Below are 19,842 nucleotides of genomic sequence, written 5' to 3'. Positions count from 1 at the left end.
GTGTGGTTATTCGAAATGCCCATCCACGTCGGCTTTCAGCCCGCTGCCGTCGCGGCCGTTTGCGGTAGCGCCTGCTTGCCCACCTTCAGGGTTAAGATCGAGCTTCGCTGCGGGCGTATTGATCTGCCCGCTTTGCTGGCCGGTGAGATTGAAGGTTTCGCAGGTGATGTTGAGGGTACCGTTGGCATGCATTTCGATAAGTGTCTTGCCGCACTTCAGGCGGATCGTGTTGCCGGCTTCCACTTCGTAGTCGCCGGCAATCAGGTCGTTCTTGCCGCCGCCGACTTTCAGCGTGTCGTTCGCTTTCACTGCGCGTAGCCGGTTACGCCCGATGGCAATGGATTCGTCCTGCCCAATCTTTTGGGTGCGGTCTACGCCAACCGTGAGTGATTGGTTGTTATTGACCTGCGTGTTCTGGTCTTTCTGGGCATGAATGAAGACTTCCTCTTTGCCCAGCTCATCTTCGAAACGCAGCTCGTTGAAGCCATCGCCCTTGTGGGTCTGGCTCTTGATGGTCATGCGGGTCTTGTGGTCGGGCAGGTCGTAGGGCGGCAGCTGATTGCCGCAATAGGTGCGCCCGGTGATCATCGGCTGGTCAGGGTCGCCATTGACGTACTGGATGACTACGTCCTGGCCGATACGCGGGATGGCCATCGAGCCCCAGCTGCCACCGGCCCAGCCTTGGGATACCCGCACCCAGCAGGAGCTGAATTCGTTGTTGTTGCTCTCCCGGTCCCACGGAAAGCTGACCTTGACCCGGCCCCATTCGTCGCAGTAGATCTCTTCGCCGGGCGGGCCGACGACAGTGGCCATGTGTGGCCCATCGACACGGGGTTTTTCCAAAGGGGCGGGGCGCCACTCGGTTCTGCCGGGGACAAGTTGAGTGGTTTGCTCATAGCGTGTGCTTTGATCAACGCCGGCTGCTTCTTCCTGGAGGCTGGTGAATTGGCTGCCCTTGTGAACCACGCTGTTCACACGCCAATGCGCATTCAGGTCATCGCGCGGGTGGCCTGTGAGTGTGAAGCTCAGGCCAGGCTGCAGCCTGACGTCATCGCCCTGAACTTCCGCGATGCGCACATCATGGCGCAGGGCGGTGATCCGGTTCTCGGTGAACGGTTTGCCCACGGCGTCGCGTTTGTACCGACCGGGATAGTCGAAGCGTTCGTAGTCGGCGGATTGGTGCTCTAGAAAAGGGCCGGTAGCACGGTGTTCCTGTCGATACGCCGGATGGGTGAAGGTGTAGTCGCGCTGGACCTGTCGTGAGGTTCGGACCTGCTCGCTGTAGCGCAAGCGTCGCAGGCAAGGTCTGGCCTGATCGCCGCCACTGTTGCACTGGTACAGCACGGTGTTGGGGTCGATAACCTCTTCGCCTTCAAAGAAGCCTTCGTCATCATTGTCAGTCTTGAGCGCGCCATGGCTGATCAGCCCAAGGGATAGCAGCTGATCCGTAATGATCAACTTATGCAGCTTTTCACTGTGCTCGAAGCGATAGACGAAGCCCTCTTCAGCCGCCATGCGGGCGATGAAGTCAAGGTCGGTCTCGCCCGCTTGCACGCAGAACTCGCGCACCGGGTGGTCCATGCTCACGCGAAGCTCGTATTGATCGATACCCTGACGCTTGAGCATCAACTCAAGAATCTGCGGCACGGTTTTTTGCTGGAAGATGCGCCAGTTCGAACGCAGGCCGGCGCGGGCCAGAATGGGTTCGACCAGCGCGTTATAGTAGGTGCGGTAAAAGCCGCTTTCGCCCTGGCTGAAGCTGCTCACCAGGCCGTTCACGTAACGTACCGGCCCTTCTTCATCCAGGATGGTGAGTACTACTGGTTTGTCCAGCACTTGGCCGAAGTCGATATCGGGCTCGAAGCTGACCAGCTCCAACTCCAGGGTGAAGGGTGCGCTGATCGCTTCCCTGAGTTCAAACGACACCACTTCGAACTCAACGTCGCCCACCAGTGGCTCGAATCTGTAGCGCAAATCAGATTGGCTAGGCATAAAAGATCCTTGTCCGCCGTCTGAAGAGTCAAAAAGCCCAGGCAGCGCGAGGCTGCCTGGGGCATTTCAGTGGGGTCAGGCGATCGGTTTGCGCCAGTCGTCCGAGCCTTCGGTACCAGCCACCACATGGGCCCATGAGATCTTGCGATAGGACAGGGCCACTTCGATTAGCTGGGTGTAGTTGGCGTTGTTCTGGTCCTGCGCATGCGGCAGCACCGTGTTGATGTCAACGATGGTGGCGTCCTCCAGCTTGGTGGTGAAGAAGTGCTCCTGCTTGCCTTCCACCGAAGTGCGGTACCAGTTGACTTCAACAGCCGGCAGCATCTCGCCGCTGGCCAGGGCCTGGTACATCAGCGGTGTCGCCTTGTTCAGCGAGCTGGTGAAGATGAACGGCTTGTGTACCCGTTGGCCGGCGGGCTGGCCGCTTTGCGGGTCGGTCGGGACGGTCACCTGGTGCTTGATTTCCTGCACCATGATTTCGTCCTCATGGCCCTCGACGAACACGTTGCCGACCGAGTCAGAGGTGAAGGCGCCTGCGGTGATGTTGCCTTGGCTCTGGCCTTCGATCTTGATGTAAGCGGGTGTTGGCATGGCAGTTTCTCCTGCGTCCATGTGGATAAGCACGCGCACAAACGGCAGCGTGGCCATCGGAATCGATGGGCTTTTTCAACGAGGCAATCGCCTCGCTAATTCGTTTCCGTTGCGTCGGGTGTCGGTTGTTTACTGCTGCAAGATGCCGTTGAGCGACTCCAGGACTTCGGTGGTAATCAGATGCAGTCGGTAGCTGTAGATGCCGTAAGCCCCCGCCATGGCGACTGCAGAAATCACCAACGGGCTCCACCAGGGCCATTGCCGGTTCATACGAAAGTTGCGCGGGGCCACGTTGGTGTAGGGATCGCCGACCGATTCCGGCACGGGGCCGCGCAGTTCGCGGATGATCCCGTGAAGCTGGTGAATGAGGCCGTTCAGAGACTCTTCGCCTTTCGGCGCGATGGCGTACTTGCCTTTCAGGCCCAGGCACAGCGCGAAGTACATGAACTCCAGCACGTCCTGATAGCGCTCTGGCTCCTGCATCAGGCGCGAGAGCACAGTGAAGACTTTCTCCCCACCCCAGGTTTCGTCGTGGAAGATGCTGAGCAGGGGCTCCTGGCTCCAGCAGCTGGTCTGGCCCCAGGGGGTTTCCATGACCGCTTCATCGATGTAAAGGCACAGACCGTAGGAGTAGGCCAGCAGCTGCGTGTGCTCATAGCCGTGCTGGCGCATCTCTTCCCTGATGTTCTCAACCTGATTGCGCACCTGTCGGTGCACGTCCCGGATGTTGGGTAGTTCATCTAACGTGCGCAGACGCATGACCAGGCCGAACAAGGGGGCGGCGGCGTCCAACATCAGGTTTGCGAAGCCACCTCGCAGTTGGAACTCTGGATCGGCTGCGTACCCCGCATACACAGGCTCTGGCTTGGGCTTTTGTTCGGAGCCTTCAGCTTCTGCGGGGACGGGTGAGTCGCCGGACAATGACGCCTCTATCATCGCTTGCAGGTTTCTACTTTCAATCTGTGCGGCATCATTGGGGCGGGTGTTGTTGTCTGTCATGTCATTCACTCCTGACTGCCCAGAACTGCAGCTCAAGCCCCGGGAACTCGCCCGCGACATGAATACCGAAGCCATTAGAGCCTTTCATGCCCGCCCAGCTCGGGTCGCGGCGGTCCAGTTCGAAGTAGGTGAAGCCTGCATGGAAAGGCAGGTCCCGTGGCGCCACGGGTAGCGGCACCAGTGGAATACCCGGCAGTTGCAGCGGCACGACCTCGTTCAACGCTTCCAGCGAAACGACTTTGGCCTTCTGCACAAACATCTGGCGCAGCGTTTGCGGTGGCAGATTGGCGCGCACTGCCAGGATGAAGTCGGCTTGATCGATCAGGCGACGGTCGTCCAGCGTGGTCTGCATCAATCCGTACTTCAAAGTTTCCAATGGCAGCGACACGGCGCGCGGCTGAAGTACCGTGCTCAGCGCGCGGCGCAGCGTGTCTTCCAAAGGTTTGAACGAAGTGCGCAACGCTGTGTGGCGATAGGCAGGGTATTCCTGCGGCAGACGGGCCTCGTCGGTGAAGGTGACGAACTCACCACAGGCTTGACTCATGTACAGATAAAGCTGCTCGGGGTGCGTCTGGCCTTGCCTGGCCAGATGCTGGAAGCACGGCCACCAGCGGTTCATGGCCTGGAGCAAGTTGAAGTCGCGGATGTCGGCGATACCCGACTGACCTGAAGCACCGATGCGGGCGGCAAGGTTGCGCGCACGTTCGCGCAGGGTGTTTGTGATCTCCTCCAGAAAGCGTTGCAGTGCCGGTATGGCGCGTACCGAGACACTGGTGGGATAGAACCCTTCGTCCAGTTGCAGGCTGCCATCGGGGCGGCGTTCCAATATGCGTGCCAGGGCCAGCCTTGTGTAAGCGCTGCTATCGTCAGCTTTGCGTTTGAGTTGCAGGTTTGGCACTGCCAGGTCAACCTGCACCAGGTCGCCGTCGACGCTGTGCGTGTCCTTGATTTCCTCTGCCTGCGCGCTGTAACGGAAGTTGGCGGTATTGTCAGGCCAGCTCACCTCGCGGCCACCTTCGGTACGCAGCGGCAGACACAGGAAAATCTCGCTGTCTTTGGCGCCGTCGTCCTCGATTTCCAGCGGTGGGGGTGGCGGCAGGTCAGCAGGGATATCGAACACCGTGCCGTCCGGCATGATGCCCCGCGCGCGGGTGATGGCGATCTTGCCAAGGCTCAGGTACTCATCATTCAACTGCAGTTCGCTGAAGCCATAGAAGGCTGCGTTCAGGCTGCCAAGGCGCTGATGCAGGGCCGCTTCAGCGGCCCGGGCCGCCTGTTGGAAATGCTGCGGTTTGACGAACAGGCCTTCAGGCCACAGGACGGGGTTTCGTGAACTCATGAGCGCTCCGTGTCAGCGTGAGTAAATGAGAGGGACTGGGCTGCCATCAGTCTTCTTCCTTGAGCAGGACCTGCGTGTCGTTGAGCAATACAGACAGGATGATCTGGTGGCCGCGCGGCGGAATACGCAGCACCTGGCTCCATGTGGCGTTCTCCTGGTTGCGGTAGTCGGCGATAACTGCGACGAAACGGGTTTCGGGCTCGATGGGCGCAAAGGGGATGAACTTGAACTGGCCAGGTCGCAGCAGGTAGTCGTCATCGCGAATGTAGGTGCTGCGCAGCGCCTTGGCCGGATCCTTGTCCAGCAGTTCGTAGACGCTGTTGCGCAGCAGCGAGTCGTCGCGCAGCTGAAGGATCTTGATGGCCATGGGCGTGGCGATTGACTCGCCAGCCAGGGTGGCGGTGTGGGGTAAGGTCAGCACCACGGTCGGGTCTTCGTAGCGGCCGGGCGTGCTTTCCTCAAAGGGGGAGCGATGTGGCTCATTGTCCTCGTCCACTGACACCGCGACGGGTGACATTCCCGGGAACTGTTCCTGGAGGTATTCGAGCAGCGTCCCGACTTTTTCGGTCAAGGCGTAAGGGTCGCCAGCGCTTAAGCTGACGGCATAGGGACTGGGTTCCAGAACGCCAGGCTGCTCAACTGACACATCGACGCTGTGCGCGTTGCCGTTGAGCGTCGGGCTGGCATTGATGCTGAACGCGACTTGGGTGGGATGCTCTCTGGTCGCCCCGACGGGCACCGATGGATCCTTGATCACTTGGCCGATTTTACTCAGAGCCGTGCAGCCCGAGAGTCCGATCAGTGCCGTCAGTAGAACGACCACGAATGAATGACGCGTCATGGGCGTTCTCCTGCAATCAGGTGTTCCAGCGGGCTCGATTGCGTTGGCCCCGTTGCAGCGTCCAGTGCCGCCAAAGGATCGTTACCGATACTTGGCGCGAAGACCGAGCAGATGTCTGCGACAACCTGCGTGGCGCCTGAAATGGGTTGCCGGGCGTTGGCTGGAACCTCCACTAGCCAGTGATCAAGGGTTCGCTGTTCAGGACTGAACATGTCCTCCAGAGAGCGTGCATCGGCCTGCGAAAGTTGAACCTGTAGTCGATAGGTGCCAACGCGCAGTCGGTCACCCTCCAGCAGTCGCCTGGGGGCGAGCGAACCCAAGCTGTCGTGGCTGTCGTTGAGGTAGGTACGCTGACAGCGGTCAATGACGCAGAAGCTGCCCTCTATCCAGCGAATTTCGCAGTGAATCGGCGCAACGGTCTGCTCCCGATCGTTGATCCGCCACGTGGCTTCGGCGCTGCCGATGGTGCCGCCTGTGCAATCGAATTGATGCCGGATAGTGACGTTGTGCTGCAATTGATCAAGGTTCGTAATGCTCAAGGTCAATGTGCTCATGAGCGCCCCCGGAATCGCACGACGGGGCTGATCTGGCCGTGGTGATCATCGACAAAGCTGGTCCAGCCCAGGTAGGCGCCCTTGGCAGGATGCAGGCAGAAGGGCGACAATGCGTTCTGCTTCAGGCGCAGCTCCAGGTCGTAGGCCAGACCATCACGCAACAGGAAATCAATCAGAGCACGCAAGCGATTGAAGTTGATGCCGCTGGGCAACAGGTCACGCAACTGTTCCTGATCAAGCTCGCTGATCACGATGGTGAACTTGCTGCTGCGGGTTCGCGTGCGGCTGCCGACCATGAAGGAGCTACCCAGTGCACCGTTGCTGCAGCCAAGGCTCACCTGTTGCGTGGCAGTGGTGGGAACCGAGCGGCTTTCGAACTCTCGGATGTGCACCTGCTTCAAGTCAAAACAGTGGGCGATGATGCCGGCGACCGTGCCTGGTGCACGGCTGCGGCTGGCGATCACACCGGCGAAACTGAGCAGCCGGCTCCAGGGTAGTGCCGTATCACCGCGCAGCTGTTTGTCATTCAACCCGAGCAGGGCGAAGATGTACTGGGAAAACCCATCGCTGGCACCCGGCTGGAAACGAATGTAGTAGCGGTACTTGCGCCAGATGCGGTGCAGCAGGCTCAGCACGTAGTGATTGAAGAAGTCGAAGAACGCCGGCCGTACACCAATCCCGTGGGCATGCTCGTATGACACTTCTTCCAGGTAATAGGTTGGCAAGGGCGAGTCTGTGCCGTGCAGGCCCATGAAGGTGGTGCACACGCGATAGCGGTCTTCGGCTTCGGGCATGCGCTCGGCTTTGTACACGTCGGAAACCGGAAAGGTCAGTCGCGGGTCGCTGCCCAGCCGCACGCGCAGGCGAGTGGCCCGGTCCGGCCAACGCGGTTCCAGGTCATCCCCGTGCAGGCCGTGCAGGCGCTCCAGCAACTGGTAGAAGTTGTACTGGTGTGCGTCGGCGAGCAGCTTGTCGGCTAGATCAGCGGTTGTTTGCCGGTCTGGATGGGCCATGTGTAGTGCTCGTTGTTGGTAGTGTTGATCACTTCCAGTTGATGGAAGGAGTTGATGCTGGCGTACAGGGCGAAGAAGTGCGCGAGCACGCAGCCGAACAGGTACAGGTCGCCCTCGCAGAGGAAGGCGGCCTGATCCAGCTTCAGCCGTGTGCGTAGCCCGCGAATGGGCTGGCCTTTGATTAGCCAATCCAGAGGTTCTGTTTGAACATCGCGGATGCCTTCGAGGCGCTTATGGGTGGTGCGTGTCTGTTGCAGGTCGTGCAATGCCACGAAGTCATAGGCACGAATCACCGCTTTCAGCGGCTCGGCCGAAAGCAGCGACAGGTAGTTGAGCGACATGTTGGAAATGAGCGCCCACTGCAACTGGCCATCCAGCACCGGCCGATAGGGGCGTGTCGGTTTACAGATGTTGGTATAGGTGGTCAGCGGCGGCGTGACTTCGGAAAACACATTGATGTCGTCGACGCCCAATGCCAGGGGTAGATCGCGATTGGTGCAGGTCAGGTCGATAGACGCCGTTTCCAGTTCACCGGTGTAGGCGTTGGCATCGGCGCGCACGAAAGCGATACGGTGCGTGACGCCATCGCCGCGCAAGGACTCTTCGAGGGTGTAGCGGTAGTACAGCGCCGTGCGTCCTTGAGCGTGCTCGATCTCATGGGCGAACGATTCGAAGGGGCGGAAGGTACGTAGGTGTTCGCCGGTACTGCCGTCTGTTGTCGTACGGGTGCTGATCACTCGATCAACACTGAAAATTTCATACGCATGCCGCGCTTTACCTCTGGGCGTAAGGTCAGAAGGGGCGTGCCGGTTGGAGAGGTCGATAGGCTCGGCGGTGTAGCTGAACAGGTTTACCGCCGGCGTGCAGAACAGGCTGAAGTCCGCCGTGCCGATACGCAACGAATCCGGGAGCTGGCGGGTGAAGTGAAGTTCAATGCCCACCTGCTGAGTTGCTTGATCGGGCCAGATCTTCTGCAGTCCGGTGATGCTGAAGAAGTGAAAGCGCTTTGGAAATACAAAGTATTCCTGCAAGATCCGATAGCCGTCGAAGACGTTCTGCGGGTAAGGCAGCAGCCCTTCGTTTGAGCTGAAGCCTGGGAAGACGATGCTGCTGGCTGGCAGCCTGCGGACCTCGCCATTGATCGTCACAGCGACATGCTTGAGGTATTGAGCGATCCAGAGGTACAGCGTGCGGGCAGTCTCGGTATCACCGCTCAGGTGGAAATCCAGACTGTTGCAGCCGAGGGTGTTCAAGGGTCGCTCGACCAAGGTGCGCAACTCGATGCTTGCCACCGAACTGTCAAGCGTCTGGGTAGCGCTTACCGATTCGATCTCGAACGGATGGATATCCACTGCCGTGCAGGTGCGAAACTCACAAGGCACACCGTCCACAGGTTTAGAGAACAGCTGTGAACCTTTGGGAATGCGTTGCGATTGGCTGAGCGCTTGCTTGAGTGGTGTGAACTGGATAATGGTGGCGCTCGGCAGTGGCCGCAGGTAATTGGGCCACAGCAGCTGCAGCATGGGGTGCGTCAGCTCTGGCAAGTCATCCTCCAGCTTGAGGCGCAGCTTGGCCGTGAGGAAGGCAAAGGCTTCCATCAGGCGTTCGACATCCGGGTCGCTGCCACCCTTGCCCAGCAGCCGGGCAAGTTGTGGGTTGTCTTTGGCGAAGTCGTTCCCCAGCTCATGCAGGTAACGCAACTCTTCGCTGAATCGGTCCTTGAGTGACATCGGTCACCTCACTCGGGTGTGGCGGCTATGGCCGTTGACCAGCAGCTCCAGTTGCAGCTGCTCCTTGTGGTTGTTGACCTGCACCTGGCAGTCCAGCCTGAAATGCAGCTCCAGCGGGGCGAGACAATCGGGCATGGCTTTGAGCGATCGCACGTGCACACGAGGCTCGAAACGCCGAATTGTGCGGCGTATGTCGGCGCTCACTTGCTTGAGCAGGTCGCCACTGCTTGCGTCGTGCCCGTTGAAGTCATGCAGGCCAAGCTCAGGGCTGCTCTGCGAGCAGCCCTGACGCGCATTGAGTAGCGTTTCCAGGTGGCGCTTGATGCCGGCAAACTTCTCGGCAGCGGTTTCTTGCCGAGAGGGCGTGCGGCTTACAGTCTGATCCGCCAGCAAACGGTCGAAAAATCCACTCATTGGGTATCAAGCCGGCCGACCAGTGAGATCTCGAAGTGCGCGCCCATGTATTTGAAGTGGGGGCGCACGGCGAGTGAAACCTGGTACCAGCCCGGGTCGCCGGCCACATCGGAAACCTCGACCTTTGCAGCGCGCAACGGGCGACGGCTGCGTACGTCGGCTGACGGATTTTCCTGGTCGGCGACGTATTGCCTGATCCATTTGTTGAGTTCGGACTCAAGATCCTTGCGCTCCTTCCAGCTACCAATCTGCTCGCGCTGCAGTACCTTGATGTAGTGGGCCAGCCGGTTGACGATGAACAGGTAAGGCAGCTGGGTGCCGAGCTTGTAGTTGGTCTGAGCCTGCAGCCCTTCCGCGGTCTTGGGAAAGTTCTTCGGTTTCTGCACCGAGTTGGCCGAGAAAAATGCGGCGTTGTCGCTGTCTTTGCGCATGGTCAAGGCGATCAAACCTTCTTCGGCCAGCTCAAATTCCTTGCGATCGGAAATCAGCACCTCGGTTGGGATCTTCGCTTGTAACTGCCCCAGCGCCTCGTAGAGGTGTACTGGCAGATCTTCGACGGCGCCACCGGACTGCGGGCCGATGATGTTAGGGCACCAGCGGTAGCGGGCGAAGCTGTCGTTAATGCAGCTGGCCAGCAAAAAGGCGGAGTTGCCCCACAGGTAGTTTTCGTGTCGTCCTGCAATGTCCTCGACGTAGTGATAGCTCTGCACGGGATTTTCTTGCGGATGATAGGCCGGGCGAAGCATGAAACGGGGGCCGGTCAGTGCAGTGTGGCGAGCGTCTTCACTTTCACGGAACGCACGCCATTTGGCATGCCGTGGCCCGGCGAAAATGTCTTTGATTTCCTTCAGATTGGGCAGCTCTTCAAAGCTGCTCAAATTGAAGAAATCGGGGGATGGGGCGGCAAGGAAAGGTGCGTGGGACATGGCACCGACGGAGGCCATGTAGCTCAAAAGCTTGATGTCTGGAGATGAGGGGCCGAAGTCATAGTTCCCCACCATGGCCGCCACGGGCTCACCACCGAATTGACCGTAACCCGCGGTGTAAACGTGTTTGTACATACCGCTGCAGGTGATGTCGGCCGCGTTCTCGAAATCATCTAGCAAGTCTTCCTTGTTGGCATGCAGAACTTCAAGCTTGATGTTCTCGCGGAAGTCCGTACGGTCGACCAGAAGTTTGAGGCTGCGCCACGCCGATTCAAGCTGTTGAAACTCGGGCTGATGCAGGATGGCATCCATCTGTCGGCTGAGCACTCGGTCCAGCTCTGCAATCATTTGATCGACGCGATGCTTGTTGATTAGTTGATCTGGATCATTGCTCTTGAGTATTTCTGCAATGAAGGCCGATACGCCTTGGCGAGCGACTTGATAACCCTCCTGCGCGGGCACCAATTTGGTTTCGGCCATAATCTGGTCGAGCAAAGTGGCTTTGCTCAATGTCTCGCCGGACAGTTCAACGGCGAGGGTGGTGCTGGTTGACTTTGGCATGGGACGCTCCGTTGTCTCAGTCTTCTTGTGGCGCCTCAAGCACCAGGTCCAGTTCTTGGGCGAGTTGTTTGCGGGCCTGCTCGTCGTTCAGCAAATGCTGCAACTGCTTGCGAAAGGTGGGCACGTTACCCAGCGGGCCCTTGAGGGCGACCAGGGCTTCGCGTAGCTCCAGCAGCTTGTTCAGCTCAGGCACCTGGCTGGCGATGCGGTCGGGTTCGAAGTCGTTTATCGATCTGAACCGCAGGTTGACCGCCAGCTCCGCATCCGGTGCCGCGCTGAGTGTGGAGGGCACGGACATGGCCAAGCTGACGTCGGCGTCATTCAACACATTGTTGAAGGTGTGTTTATCGATGCGCATGACCGATCGGTCTTCCAGCGCACGGGTGTCATCCAGACCGAAATCGCCCAGCACCAACATCTTGTGCGGCAGCTCTACTTCGGCCTGTTTATCACCGGTGGCGGGTACGTACTTGATGTTGATGCGCTCTTTGGGCGCAACGGAGCCCGAGGCTTTAGTCATGTAGATATCGCCTTTGTTGTTTGGGTATATATGTAGGAAGCATCCTACAAAGTGCTGTTAAATAATAAACAAGCTGCAGGTTAGGTTGCGGCGCTTGCTTGCGAAAAGACCTTGCGCCTATGGCGAGATATATGTCGAGTCGGGAGGTGTTACTAAATATTTGTTTGTATCTTCCTTTCTGTTTGTACTAGCCTAAAAGTTCGTTTCTGACCTCCTGATTGCCTGGGTTCAAATTTTTCGCTGCATGGGTTTAATGGGTGGTGACGACTGCTGGTTGGCGGTGAGTTGGTCACTAGTGCATCTGTACTGTCGAATAAGAGAATGTGATTGTGATAATGCGCCGCTCTGCCTGTAGTGCTGGATTTACATTGCTGTTTTGTCTGGCACCCTCTCAGGCACATCCCTCAAGAGACTGCCCCCGGATAGTGTCCAATCTTGAGCGTTTGGCTTGTTTTGACGAAGCCGCAGCAACTCCTGCGCGAGTGATAGCCACCACCCGGTGGTCTGCTCCCGAGCAAGAGGCGCCCAGTGTCATGCGTGTCATGACCAATGAGGCTGGCAGGGGGCCGGAAGACCTGACCTTTCGCCTGGGAAACCTGGGAGGCGTGGCGGACGCTGAGGAGGAACTGGTCATTTCAGCCCCTGCCATAGCTTCAGTTGGGGAGCGGTCTTATTTGGCTATCAGCTGCATACAGAACATCTCCAGGCTGCAACTGATTACCAACCGGCCAGTCGAAGCGAGCCGTGTCAATGTGCGGATAAAGGGGCAGGGCTGGTCTACCAGCGAAACCGCGTGGCAGGTAAGGGAAAATGGACAGGTACTGGATGCTGGCAGGGGTATACCAGCCATCGAGCAGATCAAACAAATGATCGGTGCTCAGCGCATTGAAGTGGTGAGCGGTCACAGGGCCGTCGACGGGCTGGCGTTTGATGCCGAAGGCCTGGACGCGCTAATCAGCCAGGTGCGACGTTCATGTCGGTGGTAGCGTTGGGGCAGGCCGAGGTCATCGTCCGGCTGCTTGCACCGATTGATACCGCAGCCCCGGCGGGTTTGTTCGATGTCGAGGACGAAACCTACCAGGCTATCGACCAAGAGATGGTCAAACTCGGAGGTCTGCAGGAACCCACGATCGACTGGGCGTACATCGAAGAAGCGTCCTGCCAATACTTGGCGCGGCAATGCAAGCACTTGCGAATCGTCGCGCACCTTGGTGCGGCCTGGCTGCGTAGTGGTTGTTGGCAACGCTGGAGTTTCACGCTGGAGTTGCTGGCCGGTATGGTCGAAGGCTATTGGGAGCCTGCTTACCCCAAACCGGGCCCAACAGGCTTCATCGGCAAGCGCAAATTGGTGAGCCTGGTTCTGAAACGCTTGATCGACGCGTTGCCGAGGCTCGACCGCTTCACCTTCAACCCAGGGTATGCAACTGCTGCGCGAGGTGCGCTTGAGCGCCTGCTACAGCAGCAGGGACCGGTACAATTGGATGTAGCTGCGCTTGTCGAGCTTGAGCGCTCGCTGAGCAAATACGCCGACCTTGCCAATGGCGTTGGCGAGGTTGCAGCACCCAAGGCGCCAGAGTCAAACATAAAGCCAGTGCCGCTGGCTGATGTCATCGCAACGCCGATGCCACGTGTGTCGATTGGCAACGAGCGCGAAACCCGCAGGGCTGTGTTGAACATGGCCGAGCTTATCAACCAGCAGGACCCGTACGACCCGGTCGGCTATCAACTGCGCCGTTTTGGTCTGTGGGGGCACATTCAGGCTGCGCCTCCAGCCAACCAAGGTAACCGCACTGAATTGATGGCGGTTCCGCAGGACATTGCCGGTGATTATGAGGATGCGGTCGCCGGGACGGCGATCGATGCTGCATTGCTCCAGCGCATCGAAAAAAGCGTGACGGCTTGTCCCTACTGGGTTCGCGGCAGCTTTCTCGCTGCAACCGCCGCTTCACGCCTGGCGATGGGCGAAGTGGCTGAGGCTATCCGTGCGGCGACCGCTCGGTTCGTTCAGCGGTTACCCGCACTGCAGCCGCTGTGCTTTAGCGATGGTCGAGCGTTTATCGATGACCAAAGCCTGGCCTGGCTCAAAGGGGCGCAAGGTCCGTCCGAGCAGGGGGCCTGCTCCCAGGAGTTCGCCACCCTGCGCGAGGAATTATCCAGCCAGTTGGAAGCCGGTGGCGTGGAGCCCGTTCTGCTCAGGTTGCAGGGAATGCAGGCCGATCTTCGAGGTCCTCGGGAGCGTTGCCATACCACAGTGATCGCCGCTGACCTGCTGGCTGCACGCGGTGTGTCCTGGTTGGCCCAGGACTTGTGCGCCAGTGTCGCCCGGACCATGCAGCAAACCACGGCCAGTGCCTGGGAGCCGGATGTGTTTCAACGACTGCAACAGCATGCCTCCCCCCAAGCATTGGCCGATCAAAACAAGGACTGGAACTCTCCATGAATCAACTATGGAAGCTATTGAAACGTCGGGGCTTACCCCTGGTGACTCGGATCGGCTTGGCCATGCCATTAATGGTTGTGCTGGGTACCGTGCTGATGCTGGTTGCCATCTGGTGGCTCGGGCCTCAGTGGGAGTGACGTGAACAGCGCCCCTTGGTCAGCACGGCGCATCGTAGTCTGGTCAGTCTGGTGCTCGTGTTGGTGCCGCTGCTGTACTGGATTGTTGTGCTGCGTGGGCGCTACGTCCGCCTGCAGGCAGAACGCAAGCAGGCGGTGGCCGCTGAACTGGACAGCGTATTGCCGTTGGTCCGTGCACAAGAGAAGGCCTTGGACCAAGGGCTGTCGCGATTTCTTGATAGCGCAGGAGGGCGACGTGCCTTGTATCGGTTGCCCTGGTACCTGGTGATAGGCGACCAGCATGCCGGCAAGTCCAGCTTAATCGACCGCACGGAACAGAGCTTTTCGCTGACCCGAATCGATAAGGCGCAGGCCCGGGGCAGGCAGGCACAACCGCTGGCTTTCCCGATAGGCTGGTGGGTCAGCAATGATGCGGTGATCATTGATCCGCCAGGGGCTTTCATCAGGCAGGAGTCGCTCGCAGGCTCGCCCACTGACGACTCAGGCGCACCGCAACTACCACCTGAAACCCCGGCCAGGCTGTGGCAGCACCTGTTGGACTGGCTATTGCGCAACCGCAGCCAGAGAGCCCTCAATGGCGTGTTGCTGGTTGTTGACTTGCCTGCGTTGCTGCATGGCACGCCTGAGGAGCGTGTTGCGTTGGCGCATGTGCTACGCACTCGTCTGTACGAGGTAAGCAGTCAGTTGGGCTCCCGCCTGCCGCTGTACGTGGTGCTGACCAAGTTCGATTTATTGGATGGTTTCGACCAGCTCTATGCCGGCCTTTCCGTTTCCATGCGCGAAAAAATGTTCGGCTTTACGTTCAGGCTGGATGCGATCGGCACGTTCGACGCTTGGCTGAAGGAGTATGGCAATCACTACGAGCAGTTGATCAACCAGATATTTGAGCAGGTGGTACACCGACTCGATGCGTTGGACAGTGCTCCACAGCGCGCGCGCCTGTTCTCATTGCATACCCAGTTGATCGGCTTGCGTCCAATATTGCTGGGCTTCTTGAAAGAAACCCTGGCAAGTGATCGCTACACCACGCCGGCCTTGGTACGGGGTGTGTATTGGTCCTCGGTCATCCAGCAAGGTGACATGCTCAATGCGTTCGTGCGCGAGGCAGCGCAACCCTACAAAACGAAGCTCCCTCTACTTGAGGGTAAGGTGCAAGGCAAGGCGCTGGCGTACTTCATCCAGCATGCGTTCGCGCGCATCATCTATAAGGAAGCTGGACTTGCCGGGGACAACATCAGGGTGGCGCGCAACAAGCGTCAGTTGCTGTGGGTCGGGTCCGGGGTAGGCATTCTGGCTTTCTGTGTCGCCATCGCCAGCTGGCAACGCTACTCCGATATCAATGCCGCCAAGGCAGCCAGCGTGCTCGCTAAAAGCAGGGAGTACAGCCATCATGAAGTGGATCAGCGCCTGGATCCAAGCGGCCGCAATCTGCTGGAGCCGCTGGACCAGATCCGCGATGCGGTATCGGTGTTTGGCGACTATCGCGCCGCATGGCCGGGTGTTTCCGATTTTGGCGTGTATCAGGGCCGGGTCATCGGCCCGCGTGTCGATGAGGCCTACCTCAGCTTGCTCTCCAAGCGATTCTTGCCGGCCTTGGCCAGTGGCGTGATCGACGCCATGGAGGCGGCGCCGCCAGGCAGTGAACAGCAAATGGCCGCCCTGAGGGTTTACCGCATGCTGGAAGACCGCCAGAACCGGCGGCCTGGATGGGTGGAAGAGTGGATGGCTCGCCAGTGGCAGCAGAAATTTCCCGGCCAAGGCCAACTGCAACGCGACCTCATGCGGCATCTGAACTACGCCCTGGTCTATGCCGATGCTGACCTACCGCAGTACACCCAGCGTATCGCCGTGGTCCAGGAGGCCTTGCGCAAGGTGCCGTTAGCCGAGCGGGTTTATGCTGGCCTCAAGCAGCAGGCTGGTGAGCAATTGCCCACCGGGTTGGACCTTCGTCATCAGGTCGGGCCGGCCTTCGATGTGGTGTATCAGCCGACCATCGGCGCCGGAAAGGGCGGTGCTATCCTGCTGCCGCCGATGCTCACTGCCAAGGGCTTCAAGGAGTACTTCGAGCCACGCAGCCAGAGCTTCGCCGATATGGCGATGATCGACCAATGGGCGCTGGGTGAGCGTGGTCAACTCGATTACTCGGATGCGGACCGGGAGGCGCTGAGCGAACGGCTGCGCAACTTGTATAGCGCCGATTTCATCGACAGTTGGCGCCGTGCCCTGAACGCCTTCTCGGTAGCTGACTTCCTCGACCTGGACCATGGCGTCACGATCCTGCAGCAGTTGACCGGCCCTGCGGCGCCGCTGCATCGGCTGCTGGATACGGTGAAGGACAATACCTCGCTTTTATCGACTAGAGTTGTCGACGCCGGGGACGAAGCCAAAGCGGTATTGCCCAAAGGCAGTAAGCCAGAGCAACAACAGGCCTGGGCTATCCAGCGTGCCTTTGCAGGGCTGAGCGCCATGTTGCAGGCAACGGGTGAGAAACCGAGCTATTACGATGAAACCCTTGGCGCCATTACCGCCGTGCATGACTACGCCAAGGCGGTGCAGGGCAGCCCCGACAGAGGTAAAGCTGCACTCCAGGCTGTGCATCAACGTTTCTCGATGACGGGGCAGGATCCAATTGGCACCTTGCAGCGAGTCTCTACTGGCTTGCCAGAGCCGGTCAACCACCAAGTCAGGAAACTGGCCGATCAAACGGCACAAGTGCTCAACATCGAAGCCCTGCGCGAGCTGGAGCGGCGCTGGGATGCCGAGGTGTACAGCTTCTTCCAGCAGCGACTGGCTGGGCGCTATCCCTTTGTAGCCAGGGCGCCCGACGCGTCCCTGGATGACTTCGAGGCGTTCTTCGGGCCGAAGGGGCGGCTGCAGCAGTTCAATGATCAGTACCTGAAGGTCTTCCTGAAGGACAACCTTGAAGCCCTGCAGGCCGGCCAGAAAGGGCGCTCGTTGATTCGCAGCGACGTGATCGAACAGCTGGAGCGGGCAGACCGCATCCGCGAAACGTTCTTCGATCAGCGCGGCAACCTGAGCGTGCAGTTCAGCATCGAACCGCTGGGGCTGAGTGCCAACCAACGCACAAGCTTGTTGGACCTGGACGGCCAGTTGATTTCCTACACCCATGGGCCGCGCCAGATCACTGGCATCGTCTGGCCCAATACCTTGGGGCCGCAGGTGCGTAGCAACCTGACTTTGCTCAGGCAGAACGGCAATAGCAGCAGCCTGGAGTACAGAGGGCCGTGGTCGATGTTCCGCTTGCTCAGCCGTGGCTCGCTCAATGGGCGCACGGCTACCAGCGTGGACCTGAGCTTTCGCGCCGGCGATGGTGTGATGCGCTATCGACTGAACGCCGCGAAGGCCTTTAACCCCATCACGCAAGAACCTTTCAAAGGATTCCGTTTGCCAAGAGGCTTATTGCAACAGTCGAAGTTGGGGGCGGGATACAAGCTGGACAAAATGGCTTTATGAAAACAGATATTGGGGTCTCGTTTGGATTCCCGTCAACCACTATCGGCTGGAGTCTGGCTGATCGGCTGGCTGAGTTCTCCTTTGACCAGTGAAGCGGTTGAGGGTAGGTATAAATTAAATGCCCTTGTTGGGGTGGCTTGTGTCAGTAGGCCAAGGAGAGTGTATGAGTGGGGGCAAGGTTAGACCGCGATCTTTGGAGGGATCGTTGAGTAAAATATTGCTCGGAAGGTTTAGAGTAATAAATAGAGATACAGGATTGCCTGTCTCGGGGCTGGCTGTTCAAATTCTATCCGACGCCGGAACTGTTCGTGACATAACGGATGGTGAGGGCTACACAAAGTGGGTCGGTTCTGAAATGGCGGGCACCCTCAAGATTATCAGGGACGAGGGGGGACTATGAACTCATTTCCTATAGGAGGGACATCGCCGGAAGGGACGACAACTCGGGTTGGAGTAAATGAGCCAAAGCTTGATCCTTCCGATAAAAAGGTTCTATGTGCGACAATCTGTTTTTGCGAGTCAACGCTTAATGTTGGTGCTGATGGCAGAAGCCTAAAGCAAGCTTGTGTTGATAACCGGCTTACTGAGTTGGATGGTGTATTTATTGCGCATGGCGGTCGTAGCCCATATCGGCCAGAGGTTAGTTACGACATGACCAAGACGCCACCATTACCAATACTGAGTCGTGATGGTATGACTAAGCATGGATGGATTCCGGGCTGGATAAAAAAATACTGGACGGAGGATCCTGATCACCCTCCATTCAAGGCGGGCACAGGGATGATACGTCGCCCGGATGTTGTTATATTAATGAATCCAAGGGAGGCGCCAACTCAGGATAATATTAAAATGGTAGTCGAGATGAAGTTTCCTCCTGATGATTACAATCCAAAGCAAATGGCAGACTATGGGAGAATTGCGGGGTCTGCGGGAAAGGTTGAAATTATGCGGCCGGAGGATTGTGATTGTGATCAGTTGGAGGAAGAAACGCGAGTGCCTTATGAGGAGTTGGACGGAATTTTGGATAAGATTGGAGAGCTAATGTGGTTGTTCTCTCGGGGTAAGATTCCAAGACTACCTCGTATTCCAAAATTGCCTAAACCAAGCCCTAGTCCCGTATATTGAATTGGTTACCGAATATGACTGAAGGTTTTGATGTTGTCTCAGAGCTATCTAAGGATCCAAGTCTGATTAGCTTCCCTGGTGACCTTTTTATGAGGGGTGGGGCTAAGGATTATGTTGGCGCTGTGCTTTGTGTTCGCGCTTCACTATTCTTCAAAGGGGGGCACACGAGTACTGTGAGAGAAATGATATGTAGTTGTTTTGATAAGTATGTAGAGTTGTCCGGAAATGTCTTCACGTGGTTGTGGCGTGAAAACCCTGCTGAGGGAGCGCCAAAGCTAAGATATGGGGAGGCTCCGTCATTGCATGACATGATCTTGAATAAAGATGAGGATGAAATTTTAAGTCTTTGTTATACGGCTGGGGAAAAGTCCGAAGATGCGAGTGCTTGGCAGTTTTTGATTTGCGGGCAAAGAGGGTGGGAGTCTAAAATAGGTCAAGAGTATAGTGTTATGGAGTTTTCTATTCCAATTGATGCTTTTGATGTGAAGCGCACGGATTTCTTGTCGTTAGTAGTCAGCTGTTCTAGCTTGCTTGAAGCTGAGCATGGGTACGCAGGATATGCTCTGAATGTTTCGACTGTTCGGCGAGAGCGCAACGAACCTGTCGAAGCACTCGTCAGTGAGCGAATGCCTGGACTAAGTGTTGGCACGGCTTCCTTGCTGGCAAATGAGGCTGCGCTCAAGGATGGGAAGATTATAACTGTCAATTGGTTGACCATAGTTAACTATTCAAGGTTGAGTATTGTCGGCGGTGTTCTGAGTCTTTTAAAGAACTTGCCATCCTCTCATTATAAAATTTACGACTATGGGGCGGGAGCCGTCATTCAGTCTGGGGCAGAACCTAAAGCAATGGGTGAGGAGGGCGATTTAAGGCCTCCTGCCTACATAATTCTAGATCATCAGTTATGCGACATCAGGGTCTTTTCAATAGGCAATATTCATCGTAACTCCAAGTCTGGTGAGTTTCGTCTTACTGGTTGGTCGGCAGATCAATGGCTTAGACGCTTTGATGTGGCGCCATCTGAGATGCCTCTGCATTTGCGGAGATTAATGAATGAGCCGCCGCTCGAAGATAAAGATATTTTGGTGCAAGAAAATTAAGCGAGAGAGTTCACCAGTGGCTGAGAAGAATCAATGTGAGGGGGCCGGCGAACACACCTTCCCGACATCCCCGCCGAAGGCCATGG

Annotated in this window: 15 protein-coding genes and 1 pseudogene; 5 read left to right on the top strand and 11 right to left on the bottom strand. The window is 57.8% G+C overall.

The genetic code is table 11. From position 1 onward, the window contains the following. Positions 1-6 precede the first annotated feature (6 nt). From AC5O5R_RS14910 to tssB, 11 genes are all read right to left on the bottom strand, one after another. A complete protein-coding gene (locus AC5O5R_RS14910) occupies positions 7-1,992 on the bottom strand; it encodes a type VI secretion system Vgr family protein (RefSeq protein ID WP_494514494.1) in 1,986 nt (661 codons plus the stop codon). 75 nt (positions 1,993-2,067) lie between these two features. After that, complete coding sequence (locus tag AC5O5R_RS14905) at positions 2,068-2,583, bottom strand: Hcp family type VI secretion system effector (RefSeq protein WP_494514493.1); 516 nt, start codon at positions 2,581-2,583, stop codon at positions 2,068-2,070. A gap of 129 nt (positions 2,584-2,712) precedes the next feature. Then, a complete protein-coding gene (gene icmH, locus AC5O5R_RS14900; protein WP_494515469.1) occupies positions 2,713-3,519 on the bottom strand; it encodes a type IVB secretion system protein IcmH/DotU in 807 nt (268 codons plus the stop codon). 64 nt (positions 3,520-3,583) lie between these two features. Continuing rightward, positions 3,584-4,921 carry a type VI secretion system baseplate subunit TssK gene (tssK, locus tag AC5O5R_RS14895; protein WP_494514492.1) on the bottom strand — a complete coding sequence of 446 codons (1,338 nt, stop codon included), beginning with the start codon at positions 4,919-4,921 and terminating at the stop codon, positions 3,584-3,586. 46 nt (positions 4,922-4,967) lie between these two features. Further along, positions 4,968-5,762, bottom strand: a complete 795-nt coding sequence (gene tssJ / locus AC5O5R_RS14890; RefSeq protein WP_494514491.1) for a type VI secretion system lipoprotein TssJ — start codon at positions 5,760-5,762, stop codon at positions 4,968-4,970. Next, positions 5,759-6,316, bottom strand: a complete 558-nt coding sequence (locus AC5O5R_RS14885) for an FHA domain-containing protein (protein ID WP_494514490.1) — start codon at positions 6,314-6,316, stop codon at positions 5,759-5,761. The genes tssJ and AC5O5R_RS14885 overlap by 4 nt, the downstream gene beginning before the upstream one ends. Next, positions 6,313-7,329 carry a type VI secretion system baseplate subunit TssG gene (gene tssG / locus AC5O5R_RS14880; protein ID WP_172219601.1) on the bottom strand — a complete coding sequence of 339 codons (1,017 nt, stop codon included), beginning with the start codon at positions 7,327-7,329 and terminating at the stop codon, positions 6,313-6,315. The genes AC5O5R_RS14885 and tssG overlap by 4 nt, the downstream gene beginning before the upstream one ends. Next, positions 7,293-9,059: a type VI secretion system baseplate subunit TssF gene (gene tssF, locus AC5O5R_RS14875; RefSeq protein ID WP_494514489.1), complete on the bottom strand. Its 1,767-nt coding sequence runs from the start codon at positions 9,057-9,059 to the stop codon at positions 7,293-7,295. The genes tssG and tssF overlap by 37 nt, the downstream gene beginning before the upstream one ends. A gap of 3 nt (positions 9,060-9,062) precedes the next feature. Next, positions 9,063-9,473, bottom strand: coding sequence for a type VI secretion system baseplate subunit TssE (tssE, locus tag AC5O5R_RS14870; protein WP_494511071.1), 411 nt, complete (start codon positions 9,471-9,473; stop codon positions 9,063-9,065). Next, on the bottom strand, positions 9,470-10,960 hold the full coding sequence (gene tssC / locus AC5O5R_RS14865) for a type VI secretion system contractile sheath large subunit (RefSeq protein ID WP_494514488.1): 1,491 nt from the start codon (positions 10,958-10,960) through the stop codon (positions 9,470-9,472). Before tssC ends, tssE begins: the two co-directional genes overlap by 4 nt. Before the next feature lie 16 nt (positions 10,961-10,976). Further along, positions 10,977-11,480, bottom strand: coding sequence for a type VI secretion system contractile sheath small subunit (tssB, locus tag AC5O5R_RS14860; RefSeq protein ID WP_494514487.1), 504 nt, complete (start codon positions 11,478-11,480; stop codon positions 10,977-10,979). A gap of 335 nt (positions 11,481-11,815) precedes the next feature. Here tssB and vasI point away from each other — a divergent pair, with 335 nt between their 5' ends. The 5 genes and pseudogenes from vasI to AC5O5R_RS14835 all read left to right on the top strand — a co-directional run bounded on the left by vasI (position 11,816) and on the right by AC5O5R_RS14835 (position 19,756). Beyond that, entirely contained in the window at positions 11,816-12,466 is a 651-nt protein-coding gene (vasI, locus tag AC5O5R_RS14855) for a type VI secretion system-associated protein VasI (protein WP_494514486.1), read from the top strand. Beyond that, positions 12,454-13,920 (top strand): type VI secretion system protein TssA, encoded by a 1,467-nt coding sequence (gene tssA / locus AC5O5R_RS14850; protein ID WP_494514485.1) that lies wholly within the window; start codon positions 12,454-12,456, stop codon positions 13,918-13,920. The genes vasI and tssA overlap by 13 nt, the downstream gene beginning before the upstream one ends. After that, positions 13,917-17,531, top strand: a pseudogene (gene tssM, locus AC5O5R_RS14845) (type VI secretion system membrane subunit TssM). The gene tssA and the pseudogene tssM overlap by 4 nt, the downstream one beginning before the upstream one ends. 396 nt (positions 17,532-17,927) lie before the next feature. Then, complete coding sequence (locus AC5O5R_RS14840) at positions 17,928-18,656, top strand: VRR-NUC domain-containing protein (protein ID WP_494514484.1); 729 nt, start codon at positions 17,928-17,930, stop codon at positions 18,654-18,656. A gap of 14 nt (positions 18,657-18,670) precedes the next feature. Beyond that, on the top strand, positions 18,671-19,756 hold the full coding sequence (locus AC5O5R_RS14835) for a type VI immunity family protein (RefSeq protein WP_172228514.1): 1,086 nt from the start codon (positions 18,671-18,673) through the stop codon (positions 19,754-19,756). Positions 19,757-19,842: the final 86 nt, after the last annotated feature.

The organism is Pseudomonas sp. 8_5_2, assembly GCF_059295255.1.
The sequence above is the reverse complement of the archived record's forward strand: the minus strand, read 5'-3'. Positions and strand labels throughout refer to the sequence as shown.